Raw genomic sequence first — 15,863 nt, 5'->3', positions numbered from 1 at the left:
CCGCGTTATGGCTTGTTGGGCCGTTCAGCAGGCGAAGAAGGAGGAACTGCCGGAGAAAGTTCGAGGCGCTCAATCACATCCTGCTTGAGTTTTGTAGGCTCCTCAATACGGTTATCTCGTTGTAAGATGTTGACCTCTTTAGCTTTTCTTGCGTTCAATTCGATCATATCCGCATCGTCCCGAACAAGGTGGGGAGTGAGAAAGACGAGAAGATTCAACTTCTCAATTTGGCGAGACTGGGATTTGAACAACCACCCCAACCAAGGAATATCCCCTAGGAGAGGAATCTTCCTTTCGCTGAGGGTGACGTTATCACGTACCAGCCCACCAACCACGAGTGTCTGCTGGTCTTGGGCGATTGTCGTTGTTTCCATGGATCGTTTGGTAGTGGTGGGGCCGACAGGAATGGTTGCCGCCCCGGAGCCGATCGTTTGCGCCACATTTTCGGCAATGGCTGTAATTTCTTGCTTGATTTCAAGGCGGATCAAATCATCTTCAAGCACCTGTGGCGTCAATTCTAATGTGACACCGACGTCTTTCCGTTCGATCGTCACAAGAGTTCCACCAGTGATGCCTTGTGCTTGACCGGTTGGGAATGGACGATTCTCACCGACGACGATCTTCGCCTTTTGATTGTCCGCAGCGAGGACCTGAGGTGTGGAAAGAATATTGGTATCCGTAAGGTTCATCAGTAAGTTCATGAAGGCACGGACATTGACCGTGTTCAACACGGTAACTGCGCCGCCGGTGGCGCCTCCCGCAGCGACGCCACTGATGGCCTGAGCCACGGAGGCAAGATCTTCCGGTGCCCTGTTCAATCCGCCGATTCCTTGCAAAAATCCTGACTTCCCTGCACCCAGAACTTGCGTGGGGTCAGTACCGATTTGTCGCAGGCGGTCAACTTGAACCTCCAAAATAACTGCCTCCACAAAGACCTGCTTGCGCCGTATGTCTAAATCACGAATCACGGTTTGAAGACGACTCCAGGCGGCTTTGGTCGAGCTGATGACAATAGAGTTTGTTGCCTTATCGGCAAACACTTGAACGGGGGCTTCAAATTCCGTCAGGGGCCTGATCGGAGGCCGAACACCAGGAGTGACTTGTGCAACGGTTTGTGAGCGAGCCACCAGATTTGTCAGCACCGCAGCCAGGTCTGTCGCATTGGCATGTTTGAGCTTATACACAAACACGCCGCGTTCGGGCGGAAGGTCGCCCATCGGCACGATCTGATAGAGGTTGCCTCCTTTTGGGACAACGGCCATGCGGGCCGCTTCTAATGCGGCCACGAACATGTTGAACGCCTGATCGGCGGAAACCTTGCTGGGAGAGAAGACCGAAATCTTTCCTCCTTGTTTCTTGATGGTTTCATCCAACACAAAGTTTTTTCCGGTGAGCTCGCTGATGAAACGAACAAAAACGGGGATGTCAACATCATTGAAATCAAGGGCGACTTTGGTCGATTGAGCTCCCGTTCCTTGTGAAAAAAGATCAGAAGGGAAGACCAAAGGAAACAGGAGGAACAAGGCCAGGTAGACTCCAAGTCCCCTGGTCGTTCCTAATGCATGTTTTAAGTTTGAACGATGTCGCACAGTGGTGGTTAGTGATTCCGTGATATCAGCCGAGTCAGATAACAAAGTTTGACCGTATCATACGCATATCGAATGACACAACCAGGATGCAATTATTTGAGGGAGGGTCTGAGGCAAAACTATGAAAGGAAAGGCTTACTCAATGATTGTCTGGCGGATTCTGTCGAAGTTACCGCCGACTTGAAGGTCATTTCGTGCTCTCCACTGTCCAGGCAACGGGGCAGGGGGTGAGGGACAGGCCGGTTTCCATGCCTGTTAATTCCTTGCACAAAATAGCCGATAGGAGAAGGTGAGGTGAAGGGGGCGAGTCCAACGATGGATCCGAAGACCGTACAGGAGAAAGTTGCGGCATTTACTCAGCAACTGCTTCATGAGGCGAATGGTGACCCCATACGCGCCTTGGGGCTCTTGGTCCTTGTTTTGGATGGGGCAGAGCTTACATCACCAGATCATGCGTGGCGTCTCATGCTCGAAGTACGCCATGTTCTGATGCCGGACAGCATAAGCGAGTCCCCAGTACCCACTCAGCATCTTATCGGAGATGTCTCATGGGAGGGAATTCAAAATTGCCTTCGATGTGGAAAGGTTTTGGCCAGAGATTGTCATGAGCGAGAAAACACGCTTGTCCCAGGGTATATTTTCGAAATTGGGCCACGATTGACTTCTGAACCATGTGATGGCTACCGAGTTTGTACCTAGAACCTTATCTACGCTCTACGACGGCGATGATGTACTTACAAGTGGGCTCGATGTTTCGAGCGCAGACCTAGATCCATTTTTCGCAACACTGCGCTTATATGTTTGGTTTCACTGTTGATTGATCGACTTCGTTGGATGTGTATCCGAAGTCTTATGCCTCCTTCTTCACAAAGCGGGACCGTCCAATAATGGATGGGTGATGCAAATTTGTGGAAGGGGATAGGGTATAAGCTGTTAATTTTAAAAACCTTTTCTGCGCGGTTCATTCAAGCCGTAAGGCACCTAGATTGCATTCTCGTCCCAAGTTTGCCTGGGCGAACAGCCAGTTTCGAGAGCTTTAGAGCAGCGGACCAGGTCGCCGTTGCAGGCTTCCACAGCGCGGAAATCTGCTAAGGTTGTACTGTGCTGTCGAATAAGAAACCCCCATTAAAAGCGAATAAAACTCAGGCCATGCGTGCTCAAAAGCGCGGTGTGGTCGGGTACAGCAGGAAGACCGCTCTCCTTGAAGAGGCCATTACCCAAATGAACGCCGGGAAATATGGGCGTTCCTCCACTGCTCTCAAAGAATTACTCGCACTCGATCCGCAAAACATGGAGGCAAGGCGGCTTTTTGCCACACTGCATCTTCGACTTGGGAGTCTCATCCCGGCGAGACAGGCCTTTGATTCGCTCATTCACGAAGCCTTTGAACGTCAAGACTACTGGCTCGCGGAATCTCTGCTTCGTGAATACTTAGTGGCAGGTCCTCGATGTGTTCCGTTCTTAGAAAAGCTTGGGGCGCTGTATCAAGAAAAAGGGGATGCCCTCGAGGCCGTGGCCGAGTATGGCAAGGCTGTCGATATCTTGATCGAAGATCCTGATACCGAAAATCCACACCATGCCTCTCAGCTCTATGTAAAAATACGGGAACTCGCTCCTGCGAGCCCCGTGGCGTTCCGTCTCGCTTCTTTCTTTGACGCACAAACCGGAGAATTGTTGGCTCGCCAGCCTGGCAATACCGGTGACACCACCGCTGCCCCACCTCTTTCTTCGACGGCAGAGAGTCAGGGTGGTTCGTCCATGCCGGAGCCGGTGACCGGGGCAATGCCATGGGAGGTTCAGCATTCTCCGGATGCGGCCGGATTCTCTACCGTAGCAGCCGCCTCGGCTGATTCTCGGTCCATTTCAGACTCGCCTGCGGCTACGGATGATCCTGTAGACGAGGCGTTTTCGTTAGTGGGAGACGCATCGCCTTCCGCTCCACTCTTACTTCAGTCAGCCGAAAGCAGGATCAATGAAGTGCACCCTGAGGCGCCGAATGAAGTTTCAGCTCAGGAATTTAGAATCGCTCGGGATGGAGCGGAAATAAGCAATCCTTCCGGACAGGGTATTTCCGCAGATTCCTCATCATCTGTTTCGCCATCTGATTCCGTGGCTGAGATCTCGGAAATACAAGCAGGGTCCGATCCAATTGTGTCGGCAGCGGATCCTGCCCTGGCTCATGAGCAAGACCGGTTGCAGGAGGAGTCTCAACCGAAGACGTCTGCAGATGCTGCCTGTGCATCAATGGTTTCCGCACTGACAGATTCGGTGAATGCACAAGGGTCTCCGATCAGCACGCCAGTGGATGGCCCACATGATGACGACATACCCGCTCCACGGGTTGAAGGTGTACCTCCGTCCTTGGAGACGGGGTCATTGCCTTCAGAACCAATTCAGCCGCAACAAACTGCGGGATTGTCCAGTCCGCAGCTTATCGAGACCGATTCTCATGAGTCGCTTGCGGAAACGCCATCCGGTACCGGAACCTCCTCAAGCCAGGCACCAGCTTCAGGAAATGAGAGCTCAGAGCCGTGGAAGCAGCCGGGATTTTCATGGGCATCGGTGTTCAACAGCGCCTGGAATTTCGGAAAGGACGATTCGCCGAAGACCTCTCAGCCGGAGCTCACACCAGCTCGTGCCGAAGAGGCAACAACGGAAACTCCGACGGTTTCTTCTCTTCAGGAACCGTTGCTTGAGAATCCATCGGTTGAGATACCGGAAGGGAAACGAGAACCCTCGCTTGGAGACAAGCCCACCTCCGAGTTTACCATTGCGCCGATGCCATGGGATCAAGTTGAGGAATCAGTCATCACGATCCCTCCGGCTCAGACGGATGAGCCGATTGCAGAGAGCGTGGAACCGACGCTAGATCGATTAGGCGAAGTAGCTGAGCAAGACCTGATACCAACGGCTGGCGAAAGTCAATCCCAACCGCTTCCACCAACTTATCCTGTTGCAGAAACGGATTCTTCCTCAATAGGTCAAGCTCCCCAATCGCTCGTGTCGCCGGAGCCGGACATTCGAGCCGGCGATGTGGGGCTGGCTCCGGTCCAAACAGAAGGAGAGCAGTCTACTTTCGTAGAGCCTGAGCAAGTTGCTGTAGCGGAGACTCCTGCAATGGAGGAGCCGATCTCGGACACATCGGTCTCAGATCCCATCCCGCCGATGTTTACCGACAAACCGATCGTGGACAATGTGGAGGTCCCTCCGGAAGAACCTTATCCTGCGAACCCCGATGCGCCCTTGAAAATAATGATGGAGGTGCCTACGGCCGCCCCCCCGGACCCTCTTCAGGAATCCGCGGCAGAGCCTGTTGCTCATTCATTACAACCTTCTGACGAAATCACGGACAGAGAGACTGACAAAATTCAATCTTCTCCGTCAGTACTCAAGGAACAGGCAGCTTGGGAGCCGTCACATGAGATCGCGGTATTCCCGCCTGTCGCAAAGGAAGCGACCGAGAATCAGCCGCGGGAAAGCCCACCACAGGAAGCAGCATCCGTTGAAGCGCGAGTGCCTATGCCTGAGCCGGCGCCTCGGCAAGAAGAATATGTACGGACTGAAGAATCAATTCGATTCGTCGAACAGCCCTCCGTTGCTCCGGTTGTGCACGTGTCGCCGCAACTATCGAGTCCAGAGGAAGTCGGCCGGCCGATGTCGGCAGCAGCCTCTGCCGTTGACGTGCTCTTCGAATCGAGCCGGAATGTTAGGAAAGCAGAGACGAGAGAACGAGCGGCTGAGCCGAAGCCGAACCGAAAAGTCGGATCAGCACTGAGCCGAATCCGTGCCGCGATTGTAGGATTTGTCAGCTCATGCTTCTCGACCACGCGTGCCATCGTGACGACGCTGGTGGGGCTTGTGGTGCTTTCCGGGGCGCTTGTCGCGTTGGGAATCGGTGTCGTTGCAGTGACCTGGCTCATCATGGAAGAGGCACCGTCACCGCTGTATCACAGTCTCACGACGACTCCTCAGCGAACTCTATCTGATTACAAAAAGAACGGTTATCTGCTCCTGCTCGGAATCGAGGCACCGGCAGATCAAGATCCTGTACAGGCGGGGTATGACCGGAAGCCTGGTGCCAAACGTGGTGAGATGGCATTGGCTTGTTTTGGGAATTCCGGATCGAAGTCGATGGAAGGATCGAATGCATCGGCAAGCGTCATTCGTGGCTGGTTCCGAAGTTCGGATCCCATCAACCAGTTCAAATCTCGTCAGGAGACCATCAAAGGATGGGTTGGTCAGAATCAGCTTCTGCTTAATCGGTATGATCAATGGAAAAAGCTTCCTTTCGAAGACTGGGGCTATGGCCAAACCGTCACGCCCCCATGTGCCGCGATGGTCTTTGCTCACCAGCTCAATCTGGCGGATGGGTTCGTACAAAGTACAGATGTCGGCGTCGACCGACTGGAGACGGACATGGAAGCGTGGCGTATCGTACTCGGCCAGGCAAAGACCCTTCCGGTAAAAATGCTGGCGCTGCAGGCGATCAATGACGACATTGCGGTTGCGTCGGGACTTCTCGTCCGTTCCGATTTTGATGGCAAATACCTCGGCCGTGTCACCAAGTTCCTTCGACCGCTTGACCAGGGTGAACTCTCGATGCGCTGGCCGATGCAAAGCGAATTGGTCTCCGCCTCAAGAACATACGACGCGCAGTTGAAGGTGGAAAGAGCCGAGGAACAAGCGGTTCATGCTACGGTGGCTTCGGCTCTTCCCCTGCCGAAGCAGCGCCGTCTCAACGACTATGCAGAGTATTACGAAGCCTCTTATAAGGCTGCCGGCGAAGGACGCTATGGTTCCTTACCGAAGTGGAAGGAGTATATCCACTTCCCTGCATCCGGCTTGATGGACTATTTCACCAATCCGATCGAAAACGTTGTAGGTCTTGAACCGCTTGCGCCTTGGGATTTGTACAATGGATTCGTCGTCGACACGGATGCCCATCTTCGGCTTGCCAGTTTACAGGCCTGGCTCCGTCGTGGCCCCGCAGACGGTGATCTTCTCGCTCGTATGGCGAAAGCCGGGCAGAATTTCTATGACCCTTATACAGGGCTGCCGATGCTGGTGAACATGAAGAAAGGTGTGTTCTACAGTGTCGGGCACGACGGGAAAGATCAAGATGCCGATCCGCAGTTGGACGTGGTCGTGGGAATCCCCGCTGCTCAATCGACTGTCCCTTCGACGAAATCTTCGACAGGTTCATCCAAGTCGAGATAAGGCCTTTACCGTCTCACATTCGCTCTTACCCTGTTCTTGAATCGTTTGCTTGACAGCGCTGCCGGTATTCCACACAATCACCGCGTGCTGCTCAGACGAAGAGGCTCCATGAGGTATCCATCCAACCTATCGTCGGACCGTCTTTCGATGAAGCAGGGGATGACGTGTCTCACCCCTATTCCTACACAGATTGTCTCCAATGAAGAGTTTCGTCCTGTCCCCCAGACCACGGCGCAAGAGGCCGTCGAGCACCTGGCGACAGAGCTGTCCGAAATGGCGGCGGTTCGAGCAGGGTTGACTCGGCGAGGGTTCCTGAAAACAACGGGTGGAATGGCGGCTGCGTTGCTGGCCATGAATGCCGTGTTTGGACGATATTTCAACACCACGGAGGTTGAGCTCTTCGAGTCGGCGGCGTTTGCCGAGCAACAAGGGATGCCCTATTTTATCTTTGACGTGCAAACGCACTATGTCAGTTCCGGCTATGACCCGTCCGATGTCGAGGCCAAGCGCAAAGGTGCTGTTTCTAAGCAGGCCTTGATCTCGCTGAGACGACACATCCGTGAAGCAGGGCTGAACCCAAGGTTGGGAGGAGATCGAGGAGCCATCGATGATTTGTCGTGGAAGAATTTTGTAAAGGAGGTGTTTCTCGATAGTGAAACCACCGTGGGGTTGATCAGCACACCGCCCGGACCATATCCCCAAGAAGCCGTCGTTCCGCCTAAGGAAATGGCTCATATTCGGGATGAGATCAATCGGTTGGCCGGTTCGCAACGGATGTTGGCGCACGGGCTGGCAACTCCCCAATTGGGTACGGCCGATTTGGAATTCATGGCGATGCAGGCTGAAACCCTCAAGATCGATGCGTGGAAATGCTATACCGGTTCTTGCCCGAAGGGATTCGACCGAGGCTGGTGGATGGACGATGAACACATCGCCTATCCGATGTTGGAACAGGCTCGAAAGCTCAAGGTGAAGCGGGTATGTGTCCACAAGGGATTGCCCCTCGGTCCCGTGCCGGACTACAACCATCCGAGAGATCTGATCAAAGCGGCCAAAGACTTCCCCGATCTTGACTTTTTGGTGTATCACTCCGGGCTCCGAGGCGTGGCATCTGTCGATCAGGTGTTTGCGAAAACGGGCGAGATTCCGTGGACGACAGAATTCTGCCGGATGAAAGAAAAGGAGCCGGGAATCTCGAATATCTATATGGAGTTGGGTTCCACCTTCGCGCAATTGGTGACGACACATCCACTGATCTGCGCGCATCTGCTTGGACAGATCACCCGCGCATTCGGTGTGGACCACGTGTTGTGGGGGACAGATTCAATTTGGTATGGGACGCCGCAATGGCAGATCGAAGCGTTCCGGCGGTTCCAGATCCCCGATCAATTGATCGAGAATCATCGCTATCTTCCTTTGACAAGGCAGGTCAAAGAACGGATTTTCGGATTGAACGCCGCCAAGATTTTCGGTGTCGACGCCGAGGCGAAACGACGTGAGGTGCCGCAGGACGCCTTGGGTCGGCTGAGGATGAGCTATCTACAAGAGGGGCCGGAACCGAGTCAACGGGTCTATGGATGGGTAGTGGGGTGAGCGGGCGGATCAGGTCGTGTCTCCTGCTCGCGCACCGCGCACACAGGATTGATTATAGAGCTAGGTCACGGTCGGTGGTCGGTGCATGCGCGCAACGAGACATCGACCAACTTCGCCCGCGGATGGGTGAAGTAAAGGAAAGAGGGGAGGAACGATGAAGAGTGAAATTCTTTATCCCGGCGCGTTCCCGATGGTGCGTGTGGAGTTGGCAGACGGAGAGCACATCAAGGCAGAGTCAGGCGCGATGGTGGCCTGCTCGCCGACCATCGACATTGAAAGCAAAATGGAAGGTGGATTTCTCGGAGCATTGTCGCGGAAGTTTCTCACCGGAGAAAAGTTCTTCTTTCAGACGCTGCGTGCCAGCCGAGGCGCCGGAGAAGCCTTGCTCGCTCCCACCGTACCCGGAGAAATCGTCATCCTGGAACTCGATGGGGTCAACGAGTACATGGTCCAGAAAGATGGATTCCTTGCGGGAGCGGATAGCATCAACATCGACAGTCAGATGCAGAGCATGAGTCGCGGGCTGCTGGGTGGCGAGGGATTCTTCATTCTGAAGATGAGCGGGAAGGGGATGCTCGTTCTGAACAGCTTCGGGGCCATTCACAAGATCGAGTTGAAACCCGGCCAGGAATATATTGTCGACAATAGTCATCTGGTCGCATGGGCCACCACGACGTCGTATAACATCGAAAAAGCCACTTCCGGGTGGGTAGCCAGTTTCACTTCCGGTGAAGGGTTTGTCTGCCGATTTCGCGGGCCGGGTGTTGTCTATATCCAGAGCCGCAACCCAGGCGGGTTTGGTGCGTGGGTACGACAGTTCATTCCAGTCTCTGAATAGCGGATGCTGAAACAGCCTACGGTATCACCCTCCCCACCCAGTCGCGCCAAGACGCGCCAGTTCCCAAGCTTCGTTCTCGGTTCGACTCAATCCTCAACGTCTCCCGCACGAGGAGAGAGCTGTCTTGGCAGCTCAGGGCGAGAGGGTGAACACTACGACGCCTGCGGCCTTGCTTGTGGAAAGGCGCGTCTTGGCGCGCCGGGGTGGGCGGGTGAGATCAGCAGCTGTTTTGAGCATCGGCTCGAGAACATTCCGCTGCCAATGAATCAATCGAGAACCACACCATGACCGCATTCCATCCCAACGCACTCTGTTTCGGGGAAGAATTTCCTGCCAGTGGCGCGCCTTGCCTTGTCCATGTCGAAGGCCATGGGCTTACGATTACTTTTTCCTCTGAGGCCGATCACAAGCAGTCGGAATCGGTGCCGTTTTCAAGTATGGCGGTTTCAGCAGGAGGGTTGGACCACGATCACCTCGTCATAAAATGGGCAGGGCCCACAGGGCAGCGAACGTTGTATCTCAAGAGCTCCGATGTGATTCGTGCGTTCCGGCAGGCAGCACCTGATCATCTAAATAGGCCGCTTGAACAGGCGGTGGAACAAGTCCGCCGTGTACGTCAACGGCACCGGATCGTATGGAGTATCGTCGGAGGGACTCTTCTGGCCTTGATGGTGGGGCTATGGTTTGGGAGTGACCTGCTGGTCGAACTGGCCGTTGATCGAATCCCGGTAGCGTGGGAGCAGAAGCTGGGGGAGTCGGCCTATCATGATTTCCTTGCCGCTCAGGAGATTGTGAAAGACGGCCAGGCCGTCGCGGCCGTCAAGGAGATGACCGGTCGCCTGGCTAGTCAGATTCCTGATAACCCCTACACATTCGATGTGACCGTCGTGAAGAGTGACGTGGTGAATGCGTTTGCCCTGCCAGGTGGCTACGTCGTGGTCTTTACCGGATTGATGAAAAAAGCGGAAAATCCGGAAGAAGTGGCGGGAGTATTGGCGCATGAGCTGAACCATGTGCTGCAGCGGCATGGACTCGAACGTATCGTGAAGCAACTGGGCTTTGTGGCCGTGGTCTCGATCGTACTGGGGAGTCAGCAAGGGCTCGGCCAGGTCATGAAGCAACTCGGCGTTGAATTGGTGACGCTGAAGTTCGGCCGGGCACAAGAGACCGAAGCGGATTTGACCGGTCTTCAACTGCTACATCGCGCCAAGATCGATCCCTCCGGCATGATTACGTTCTTTGAACGACTCGCGGAGAAGGACGAGGGACGAGTCGAGTGGCTCTCCACCCATCCCATGAGTGGCGCGAGGGCCGAGCGGTTGAAAGCTGAGCTTGCGGCCATGCCGAAGTTTCGGCCTGAGCCCTTCACATTCGAGTGGGGCAAGGTCCGAGCGTCGCTCGGTGGGCAGGCCGGTGCGGGCTCATGAGTGCCTCACGTACACTTCGTATCGGTGTTCTGGCGGATACCCATGGACTCTTTGATCCGGTGCTCGAGCAACATTTTCGTCGTGTCGATCATATCGTTCACGCAGGCGACATCGGTGGGCAATCCGTGATCGAGCAGCTCAAGACGATTGCTCCAGTCACCGCCGTTTCCGGTAATGTCGATGAGTATGAACGAAGCGGATTTCCGCGTGAGACAGTGATCAAGTTGGCCGGCATTCGGATTGCCATCCGCCACATTCTGTACGAAGGTGGAAAGCTCACCAAAGAGGGAAGAGCGTTCTTGGATCGTACGCATCCGGACATTTGTATTTTCGGCCACACCCATCAGCCGAGAAACGAATGGCTGGGAGAGACGCTTTTGTTCAACCCGGGATCGGCCGGTCCAAGACGGTTCACATTGCCCAGGATGATAGGAGCGATATCGATAGGGACCAGACTGTTAACGAAACATATCAAATTGAAAGATAGGTTGGAGTAGTCTAACCCTCTGAAAGTGTAAGGTATGGGAAAATTGAGTGTGCCTTCGTATGATGCTAGATCAATATCCAACTTTATGAAGGCGGCTGTTGGTCCGTCTTGTCGTGTTTTGAGAAAGGGGAGAGACGATGACTAGATTATTTCGCCGGCTTGTTGTTGCGGTGGTATTGATGTCGTTCGTAACCGCGAGCACCGCATGTTATGGTCCGTTCAATCTTACGAAGAATGTCTATCACTGGAACAGCAACGTCAAAGGTAGTGGCCAAATCAATGATAAGTGGATGAGGGAAATTGTGTTCTTCGGTATGCTGATCATCCCCGCCTATATGTTCTCGGCGCTGTTGGATACGTTCATCTTCAATGCGATGCACTTTTGGACCGGAGAAAGCCCGATCAAGGCGTCCGATTTTGGTAGTGATGGCACGAAGGTGACCACCTTGGGTGAAACCACGATCCGATGGACGCCACCGGATGATGGGGCAATCGTGACGTACGAGCGCCATGGGATCGTCGAACGCCGTGCCACACTCGTAGCCAGTTCTGCAGGCTATCGTCTGATTGATGAAAACGGACGTGTACTGTCGGAGGCAGAGCATGATGCTGACGGCAACATCCGCTTTCTTGACGGAGAGTGCCGAGTGGTCAAGCAGGTGAGCCTGGGACAGCTGGAATCCATTGCTCAGGGCCGTTCGTCGATGCCGAACGAGTTAGAGATCTGGAAGAGACTCTAAGGGGTAAGAGGTGTCCGCGCAAAGCTGACAGCTGCGCAGATCAAAAACGCAATCCAACACCAGCTAAGCTGTTGTGTTCTCGAAAGTCGACAGCCAGGCCCTCCCAGTGGTAGTCGGCCGAGAAATATCGGTATTCGGCAAACACGAAGATTTTGGGGCTGAGAAGGACTTGGACACCGCCAAGAAACTGATGCCCTAAGGCACGGGCCGAACCAAAATCCGTATCGTCGCGTCCGGCGATGTTTGGATTGAGAAGCACGCCTGTGGCCCATCCTATGCCTCCCCCGACGTATGGACGCACGAACTCGCCTGGGTAGCGTAGTACTACATTAAACGTTGTCTTGATCACGAGGAGGTCTGAGCGGCCTGACCCTTGATCTTGTCCATCTGCAATATTTGGAAATGAGAGGCTGCTGCTGTGTATGTTGGAATCGATTTCGAGACCGACGACTCGATGCAACGCTGCAGGAAAAAGTCCCGCTTTCAACCCGGCGCCGAACCCTTGTCCGATTGAACCCGGTCCTGTCGTCCCTTGGTTGAAGATATCTTCGTCGCGCGGCCAACTGCCCATGGCATATGCACTCAATTCCACGTCTCCGAACTCGGCCGGCAAGGCTATCTCAGTTACGCACAGACACCAGAACAGCAAACTGGGCAGACCGATGAATCTCGCAGCGAAGTCCAATCTCACGGTTCACGGAATGAGAAATGGCAGAAAATGAAAGGGCCTTCCGGAAGTATTCCAGAAGGCCCTTTCCATTGCTTCTTATGAGTGCAGATCAGCTACCACGAACGATTGTGCACCATTCACCGAAAATGCCCAAAATGTTCTTGGCCGAGTGGTCGACCGAAGCCACGGCACTGATGCCTCCGGCTGTCTTGGCAGCTTGGACACTGGCATCACCGGTTGCAACCCAGCCCAGAATCGAGGTGCCGCAGGCCTTGCCCTCTTTGGTGGCGGCCGTCGCGGTGGTCGCGACATCGCCGTACTTGGTTTCATTGTAGATGCCGCCCGCCAACGGAGAGGCGACGATCTGACAGCCTGCCGAGGTGAGCCCGACGAGCGCTGCGAGGGCAAGTAATAGGTGCATTTGCTTCATAGATCCTCCTGATGAAAAAAGTTTGATAAACCCTGTGATTGTTTGGAAAGCAGAGCAATCACCTCTGCGGAGTATAGTGATGCATGGGGCATCCGTCAATTTGGAATTGAGCCGGTGTTTACATGGCACATGGATTGAGTGGAGGAAGAAAGGACGGTGCGAAGAAAAAGTTGTTGCGCTCACGTGATTTGTCTATAATCATTGCCCTCACTTCGGTGGGCTGGATGACTTCGGAGCGAGAAATTTTTTATCAACATCAGAGATGAATTCGGTTATACTTCGGGTCGGTGTCTTGGCAATATCACAATGTCAGTGGGTACTTAATCAATTCTAACGGAGGAGGACTTATGTCGAAGAAAGTGCTCTTATTGTCTATCGCCGTATTGTTCGGCGCCCAGGCGGGTCTGGCAATGGCGGCAAATCCAGACACCGGTCCGGGCTGCGGGCTGGGGAAACTGGCGTGGGGTGAGTATAAGGGCCAGAAGGAAATTGCCCCTCAGGTGCTGCAAGCAACCACGAACGGTACGTTTGGCAGCCAGACGTTCGGCATCAGTTTTGGCACCTCCGGATGCACCAACGATGGCAAGATCATGAGCGAGCACAAGACGACGATGTTCGCATCGCTGAACTTCGATGCCCTCACGGCGGAGATGGCTCAGGGACAGGGCGAACACTTGGCCTCACTCGCGACTCTGATGGGTGTGCCGGCTGAGCGCCATGCACAGTTCTTTGCCATGACTCAGGAGCGGTATACCTCTCTGGTACAAGCTGGAGAAGCTTCTCCGGTAGCATTGGTGAAATCTCTCAATGATGCCATTGCGGGCCATCCAGTCCTCGCACAAGCATCGGTACGCTAACTAAGGTATTGCAAGGGCTCTGGCAGAGATGCCAGAGCCCTTGTTGTCTCGTCTTACACCGTGTTGGTTCCCCTTCTTGCGCTGCTCGTCTCGTTATTCGCTCCATTTCCTTCCAGTGCGCAACAATCAGATCATGAGCAATATCTCGCGCAATTGATCGATCAAGCTGGGCAAGAGAGACTTGCGGATCGGCGTGAATGGCATCTGTTGTTGCACTACCGCAAGGGAATCTTTGGAGGATATGAGAGTGAACAGGATGATCAAGGATTTTTCTTATCCTCTCAAGGAAAGACCGATCCTTCTGCCGAACTCGCGGCTACCCTTACACAATTCTTTTCCAACGAACTGGTCGGTCGTTCTCGACAGCCGGCTCAATGTGCCTTCATCGCTCGCTACCACTGGCTCAAGGAGCTACTGAGGTTTGATTCGACCCGTCTTCCGCCTCTCGCCTGCGAGCGGTTTGATCGATGGTACGAAGATTTCGAGGTTCAATCTATTTCCCTGATCTTTCCTTCGGCCTTCCTTAATAATCCGGCGTCGATGTTCGGCCATACGCTGTTTCGCGTCGACCAGAAGGGGCAGACCGAGCAGACCCGTATCCTTGCCTATACGATCAACTATGCAGCCGACGTACCTCCCGGCGCCGGCCTTGCTTATCCTATTCGAGGTATCTTCGGAAGCTATAAGGGGTACTTTTCGACGATTCCGTATTATCTCAAGGTGCAGCAGTATCGGGACATCGAGAACCGGGATATTTGGGAATATCGCCTGAACCTCACGGAAAACCAGCTGCGGCGATTCTTGATGCATGCGTGGGAACTTGGGAATGCGTACTTCGACTATTTTTTCTTCAAGGAGAATTGCTCTTACCATCTGCTTGCGCTGTTGGATTATGCCGACCCCGACTTGCATTTGACCGACGAGTTCATGTTTTGGACTGTTCCAGCTGACACCGTGAGGTTGATTGTATCAAAGCCAGGCTTGGTATCGAATATCACCTATCGCCCTTCCCGTAGTACCGTCATCAAGCGAAAGCGAGAGTCCTTGCTTCCTGCGGAGCGAGATCTGGCCCACCGGATCACACAGGATCTTGGTGAGTTGACCTCGCCGACGTTCACCCGATTGGTTCCTGCGAAACAGGCATTTGTGCTGGATCTGGCGTCAGATTATCTGCGTTATCGGATTGAGACGACGGACTCTCAGAAGCCAGAATGGAAGGAGCGAAACCGAGCGGTTCTGACAGCCCGCAGTCAGCTCCGCATCCCGTCCGAGGAGTTTACCGTGCGCCCCTTTGCGAGACAGCCCGAACTTGGCCACAAGATGTTACAGGCTGCGATCGGGGGAGGCTGGCGGAATAACGATACCTTTGAAGAAGCGACGTTTCGAGGAGGCTATCACACTCTGCTGGATCCTGAGGTCGGCTATACTCCCGATGCGCAAATTGAAATGGCTTCCATCACGGTACGGCACTACAACCGTGCGGATCAGACACGGGTAGAACGGGCCACGTTGCTGAATCTCCTCTCGCTTTCCCCGATGGATTCTGTCTTTCACGCACCTTCATGGAAACTAAACATCGGTATGAACACGATTCGCCACAACGATTGTCAACTGTGCAGCAACGGTTTCTTCAACGGCGGCATCGGAGGAGCGAAGGAATTTCGCGTGCTGAAACGGGAAGTGCTGTTCGCCTTTGCGGAAGTAGAGGCGAACGTCAGCAAGGCCTATGATGAGATGCATCGAGTTGGAGGTGGAGCAACGGTTGGGATGTTGGCTGATGTCACGGAGCGTTGGAAACTTATGGCGACGGGGTCGTATTTGAAGTATCCGTTGGGAGATCAATCCGACGATTTTCGATGGTATGTCGGATCGCGCTTCACATTGGCCCGCAATTGGTCGATGAGGCTGGAATATAATCATCGCGATCGCGACAATGACGTCCTATTCAGCGTCCAAAGATTTTTCTGATTCAATGAATTGAGCTCATGCAGGTGATGCGGAGAGAACGCTTTCTT

At 54.0% G+C, this 15,863-nt stretch carries 11 protein-coding genes; 8 read left to right on the top strand and 3 right to left on the bottom strand.

What is annotated here, in order from left to right; genetic code table 11:
- Nucleotides 1-5 precede the first annotated feature (5 nt).
- Nucleotides 6-1,589: a hypothetical protein gene (locus H8K04_15700; GenBank protein UVT15243.1), complete on the bottom strand. Its 1,584-nt coding sequence runs from the start codon at nucleotides 1,587-1,589 to the stop codon at nucleotides 6-8.
- A 1,149-nt stretch (nucleotides 1,590-2,738) separates the two neighbouring features.
- Here H8K04_15700 and H8K04_15695 point away from each other — a divergent pair.
- The 6 genes from H8K04_15695 (at nucleotide 2,739) to H8K04_15670 (ending at nucleotide 11,891) form a co-directional block, all read left to right on the top strand.
- Entirely contained in the window at nucleotides 2,739-6,806 is a 4,068-nt protein-coding gene (locus tag H8K04_15695) for a hypothetical protein (GenBank protein ID UVT15242.1), read from the top strand.
- A 108-nt stretch (nucleotides 6,807-6,914) separates the two neighbouring features.
- On the top strand, nucleotides 6,915-8,399 hold the full coding sequence (locus H8K04_15690; GenBank protein UVT15241.1) for an amidohydrolase family protein: 1,485 nt from the start codon (nucleotides 6,915-6,917) through the stop codon (nucleotides 8,397-8,399).
- A 154-nt stretch (nucleotides 8,400-8,553) separates the two neighbouring features.
- Nucleotides 8,554-9,237 carry a TIGR00266 family protein gene (locus H8K04_15685; protein ID UVT15240.1) on the top strand — a complete coding sequence of 228 codons (684 nt, stop codon included), beginning with the start codon at nucleotides 8,554-8,556 and terminating at the stop codon, nucleotides 9,235-9,237.
- Nucleotides 9,238-9,521: 284 nt separating this feature from the next.
- Nucleotides 9,522-10,664 carry a M48 family metallopeptidase gene (locus tag H8K04_15680; GenBank protein ID UVT15239.1) on the top strand — a complete coding sequence of 381 codons (1,143 nt, stop codon included), beginning with the start codon at nucleotides 9,522-9,524 and terminating at the stop codon, nucleotides 10,662-10,664.
- A complete protein-coding gene (locus H8K04_15675; GenBank protein ID UVT15238.1) occupies nucleotides 10,661-11,161 on the top strand; it encodes a metallophosphoesterase family protein in 501 nt (166 codons plus the stop codon). The genes H8K04_15680 and H8K04_15675 overlap by 4 nt, the downstream gene beginning before the upstream one ends.
- 127 nt (nucleotides 11,162-11,288) lie before the next feature.
- Complete coding sequence (locus tag H8K04_15670; protein ID UVT15237.1) at nucleotides 11,289-11,891, top strand: DUF3332 family protein; 603 nt, start codon at nucleotides 11,289-11,291, stop codon at nucleotides 11,889-11,891.
- Nucleotides 11,892-11,931: 40 nt separating this feature from the next.
- Here the strand turns inward: H8K04_15670 and H8K04_15665 are convergent, their stop codons facing one another.
- Both H8K04_15665 and H8K04_15660 read right to left on the bottom strand, forming a co-directional pair.
- Nucleotides 11,932-12,483: an outer membrane beta-barrel protein gene (locus H8K04_15665; GenBank protein ID UVT15236.1), complete on the bottom strand. Its 552-nt coding sequence runs from the start codon at nucleotides 12,481-12,483 to the stop codon at nucleotides 11,932-11,934.
- 187 nt (nucleotides 12,484-12,670) lie between these two features.
- Nucleotides 12,671-12,991, bottom strand: a complete 321-nt coding sequence (locus tag H8K04_15660; GenBank protein UVT15235.1) for a hypothetical protein — start codon at nucleotides 12,989-12,991, stop codon at nucleotides 12,671-12,673.
- Between the two features lie 347 nt (nucleotides 12,992-13,338).
- Here H8K04_15660 and H8K04_15655 point away from each other — a divergent pair, with 347 nt between their 5' ends.
- Both H8K04_15655 and H8K04_15650 read left to right on the top strand, forming a co-directional pair.
- Nucleotides 13,339-13,848, top strand: coding sequence for a DUF3015 domain-containing protein (locus tag H8K04_15655; protein ID UVT15234.1), 510 nt, complete (start codon nucleotides 13,339-13,341; stop codon nucleotides 13,846-13,848).
- A gap of 81 nt (nucleotides 13,849-13,929) precedes the next feature.
- Entirely contained in the window at nucleotides 13,930-15,816 is a 1,887-nt protein-coding gene (locus H8K04_15650) for a DUF4105 domain-containing protein (protein UVT18012.1), read from the top strand.
- Nucleotides 15,817-15,863 lie beyond the last annotated feature (47 nt).

This window comes from Nitrospira sp. (genome assembly GCA_024760525.1).
Lineage (GTDB): Bacteria > Nitrospirota > Nitrospiria > Nitrospirales > Nitrospiraceae > Nitrospira_D.
Note: the sequence above shows the minus strand (reverse complement) of the source record. Positions and strands in the feature narration are given on the sequence as shown.

Excerpts from the sequence above, each read along its gene's own strand:
- H8K04_15695 (UVT15242.1), top strand. The coding sequence starts at position 2,739 with ATGCGTGCTCAAAAGCGCGGTGTGGTCGGGTACAGCAGGAAGACCGCT.
- H8K04_15690 (UVT15241.1), top strand. The coding sequence starts at position 6,915 with ATGAGGTATCCATCCAACCTATCGTCGGACCGTCTTTCGATGAAGCAG.
- H8K04_15685 (UVT15240.1), top strand. The coding sequence starts at position 8,554 with ATGAAGAGTGAAATTCTTTATCCCGGCGCGTTCCCGATGGTGCGTGTG.
- H8K04_15680 (UVT15239.1), top strand. The coding sequence starts at position 9,522 with ATGACCGCATTCCATCCCAACGCACTCTGTTTCGGGGAAGAATTTCCT.
- H8K04_15675 (UVT15238.1), top strand. The coding sequence starts at position 10,661 with ATGAGTGCCTCACGTACACTTCGTATCGGTGTTCTGGCGGATACCCAT.
- H8K04_15670 (UVT15237.1), top strand. The coding sequence starts at position 11,289 with ATGACTAGATTATTTCGCCGGCTTGTTGTTGCGGTGGTATTGATGTCG.
- H8K04_15660 (UVT15235.1), bottom strand. The coding sequence starts at position 12,991 with ATGAAGCAAATGCACCTATTACTTGCCCTCGCAGCGCTCGTCGGGCTC.
- H8K04_15655 (UVT15234.1), top strand. The coding sequence starts at position 13,339 with ATGTCGAAGAAAGTGCTCTTATTGTCTATCGCCGTATTGTTCGGCGCC.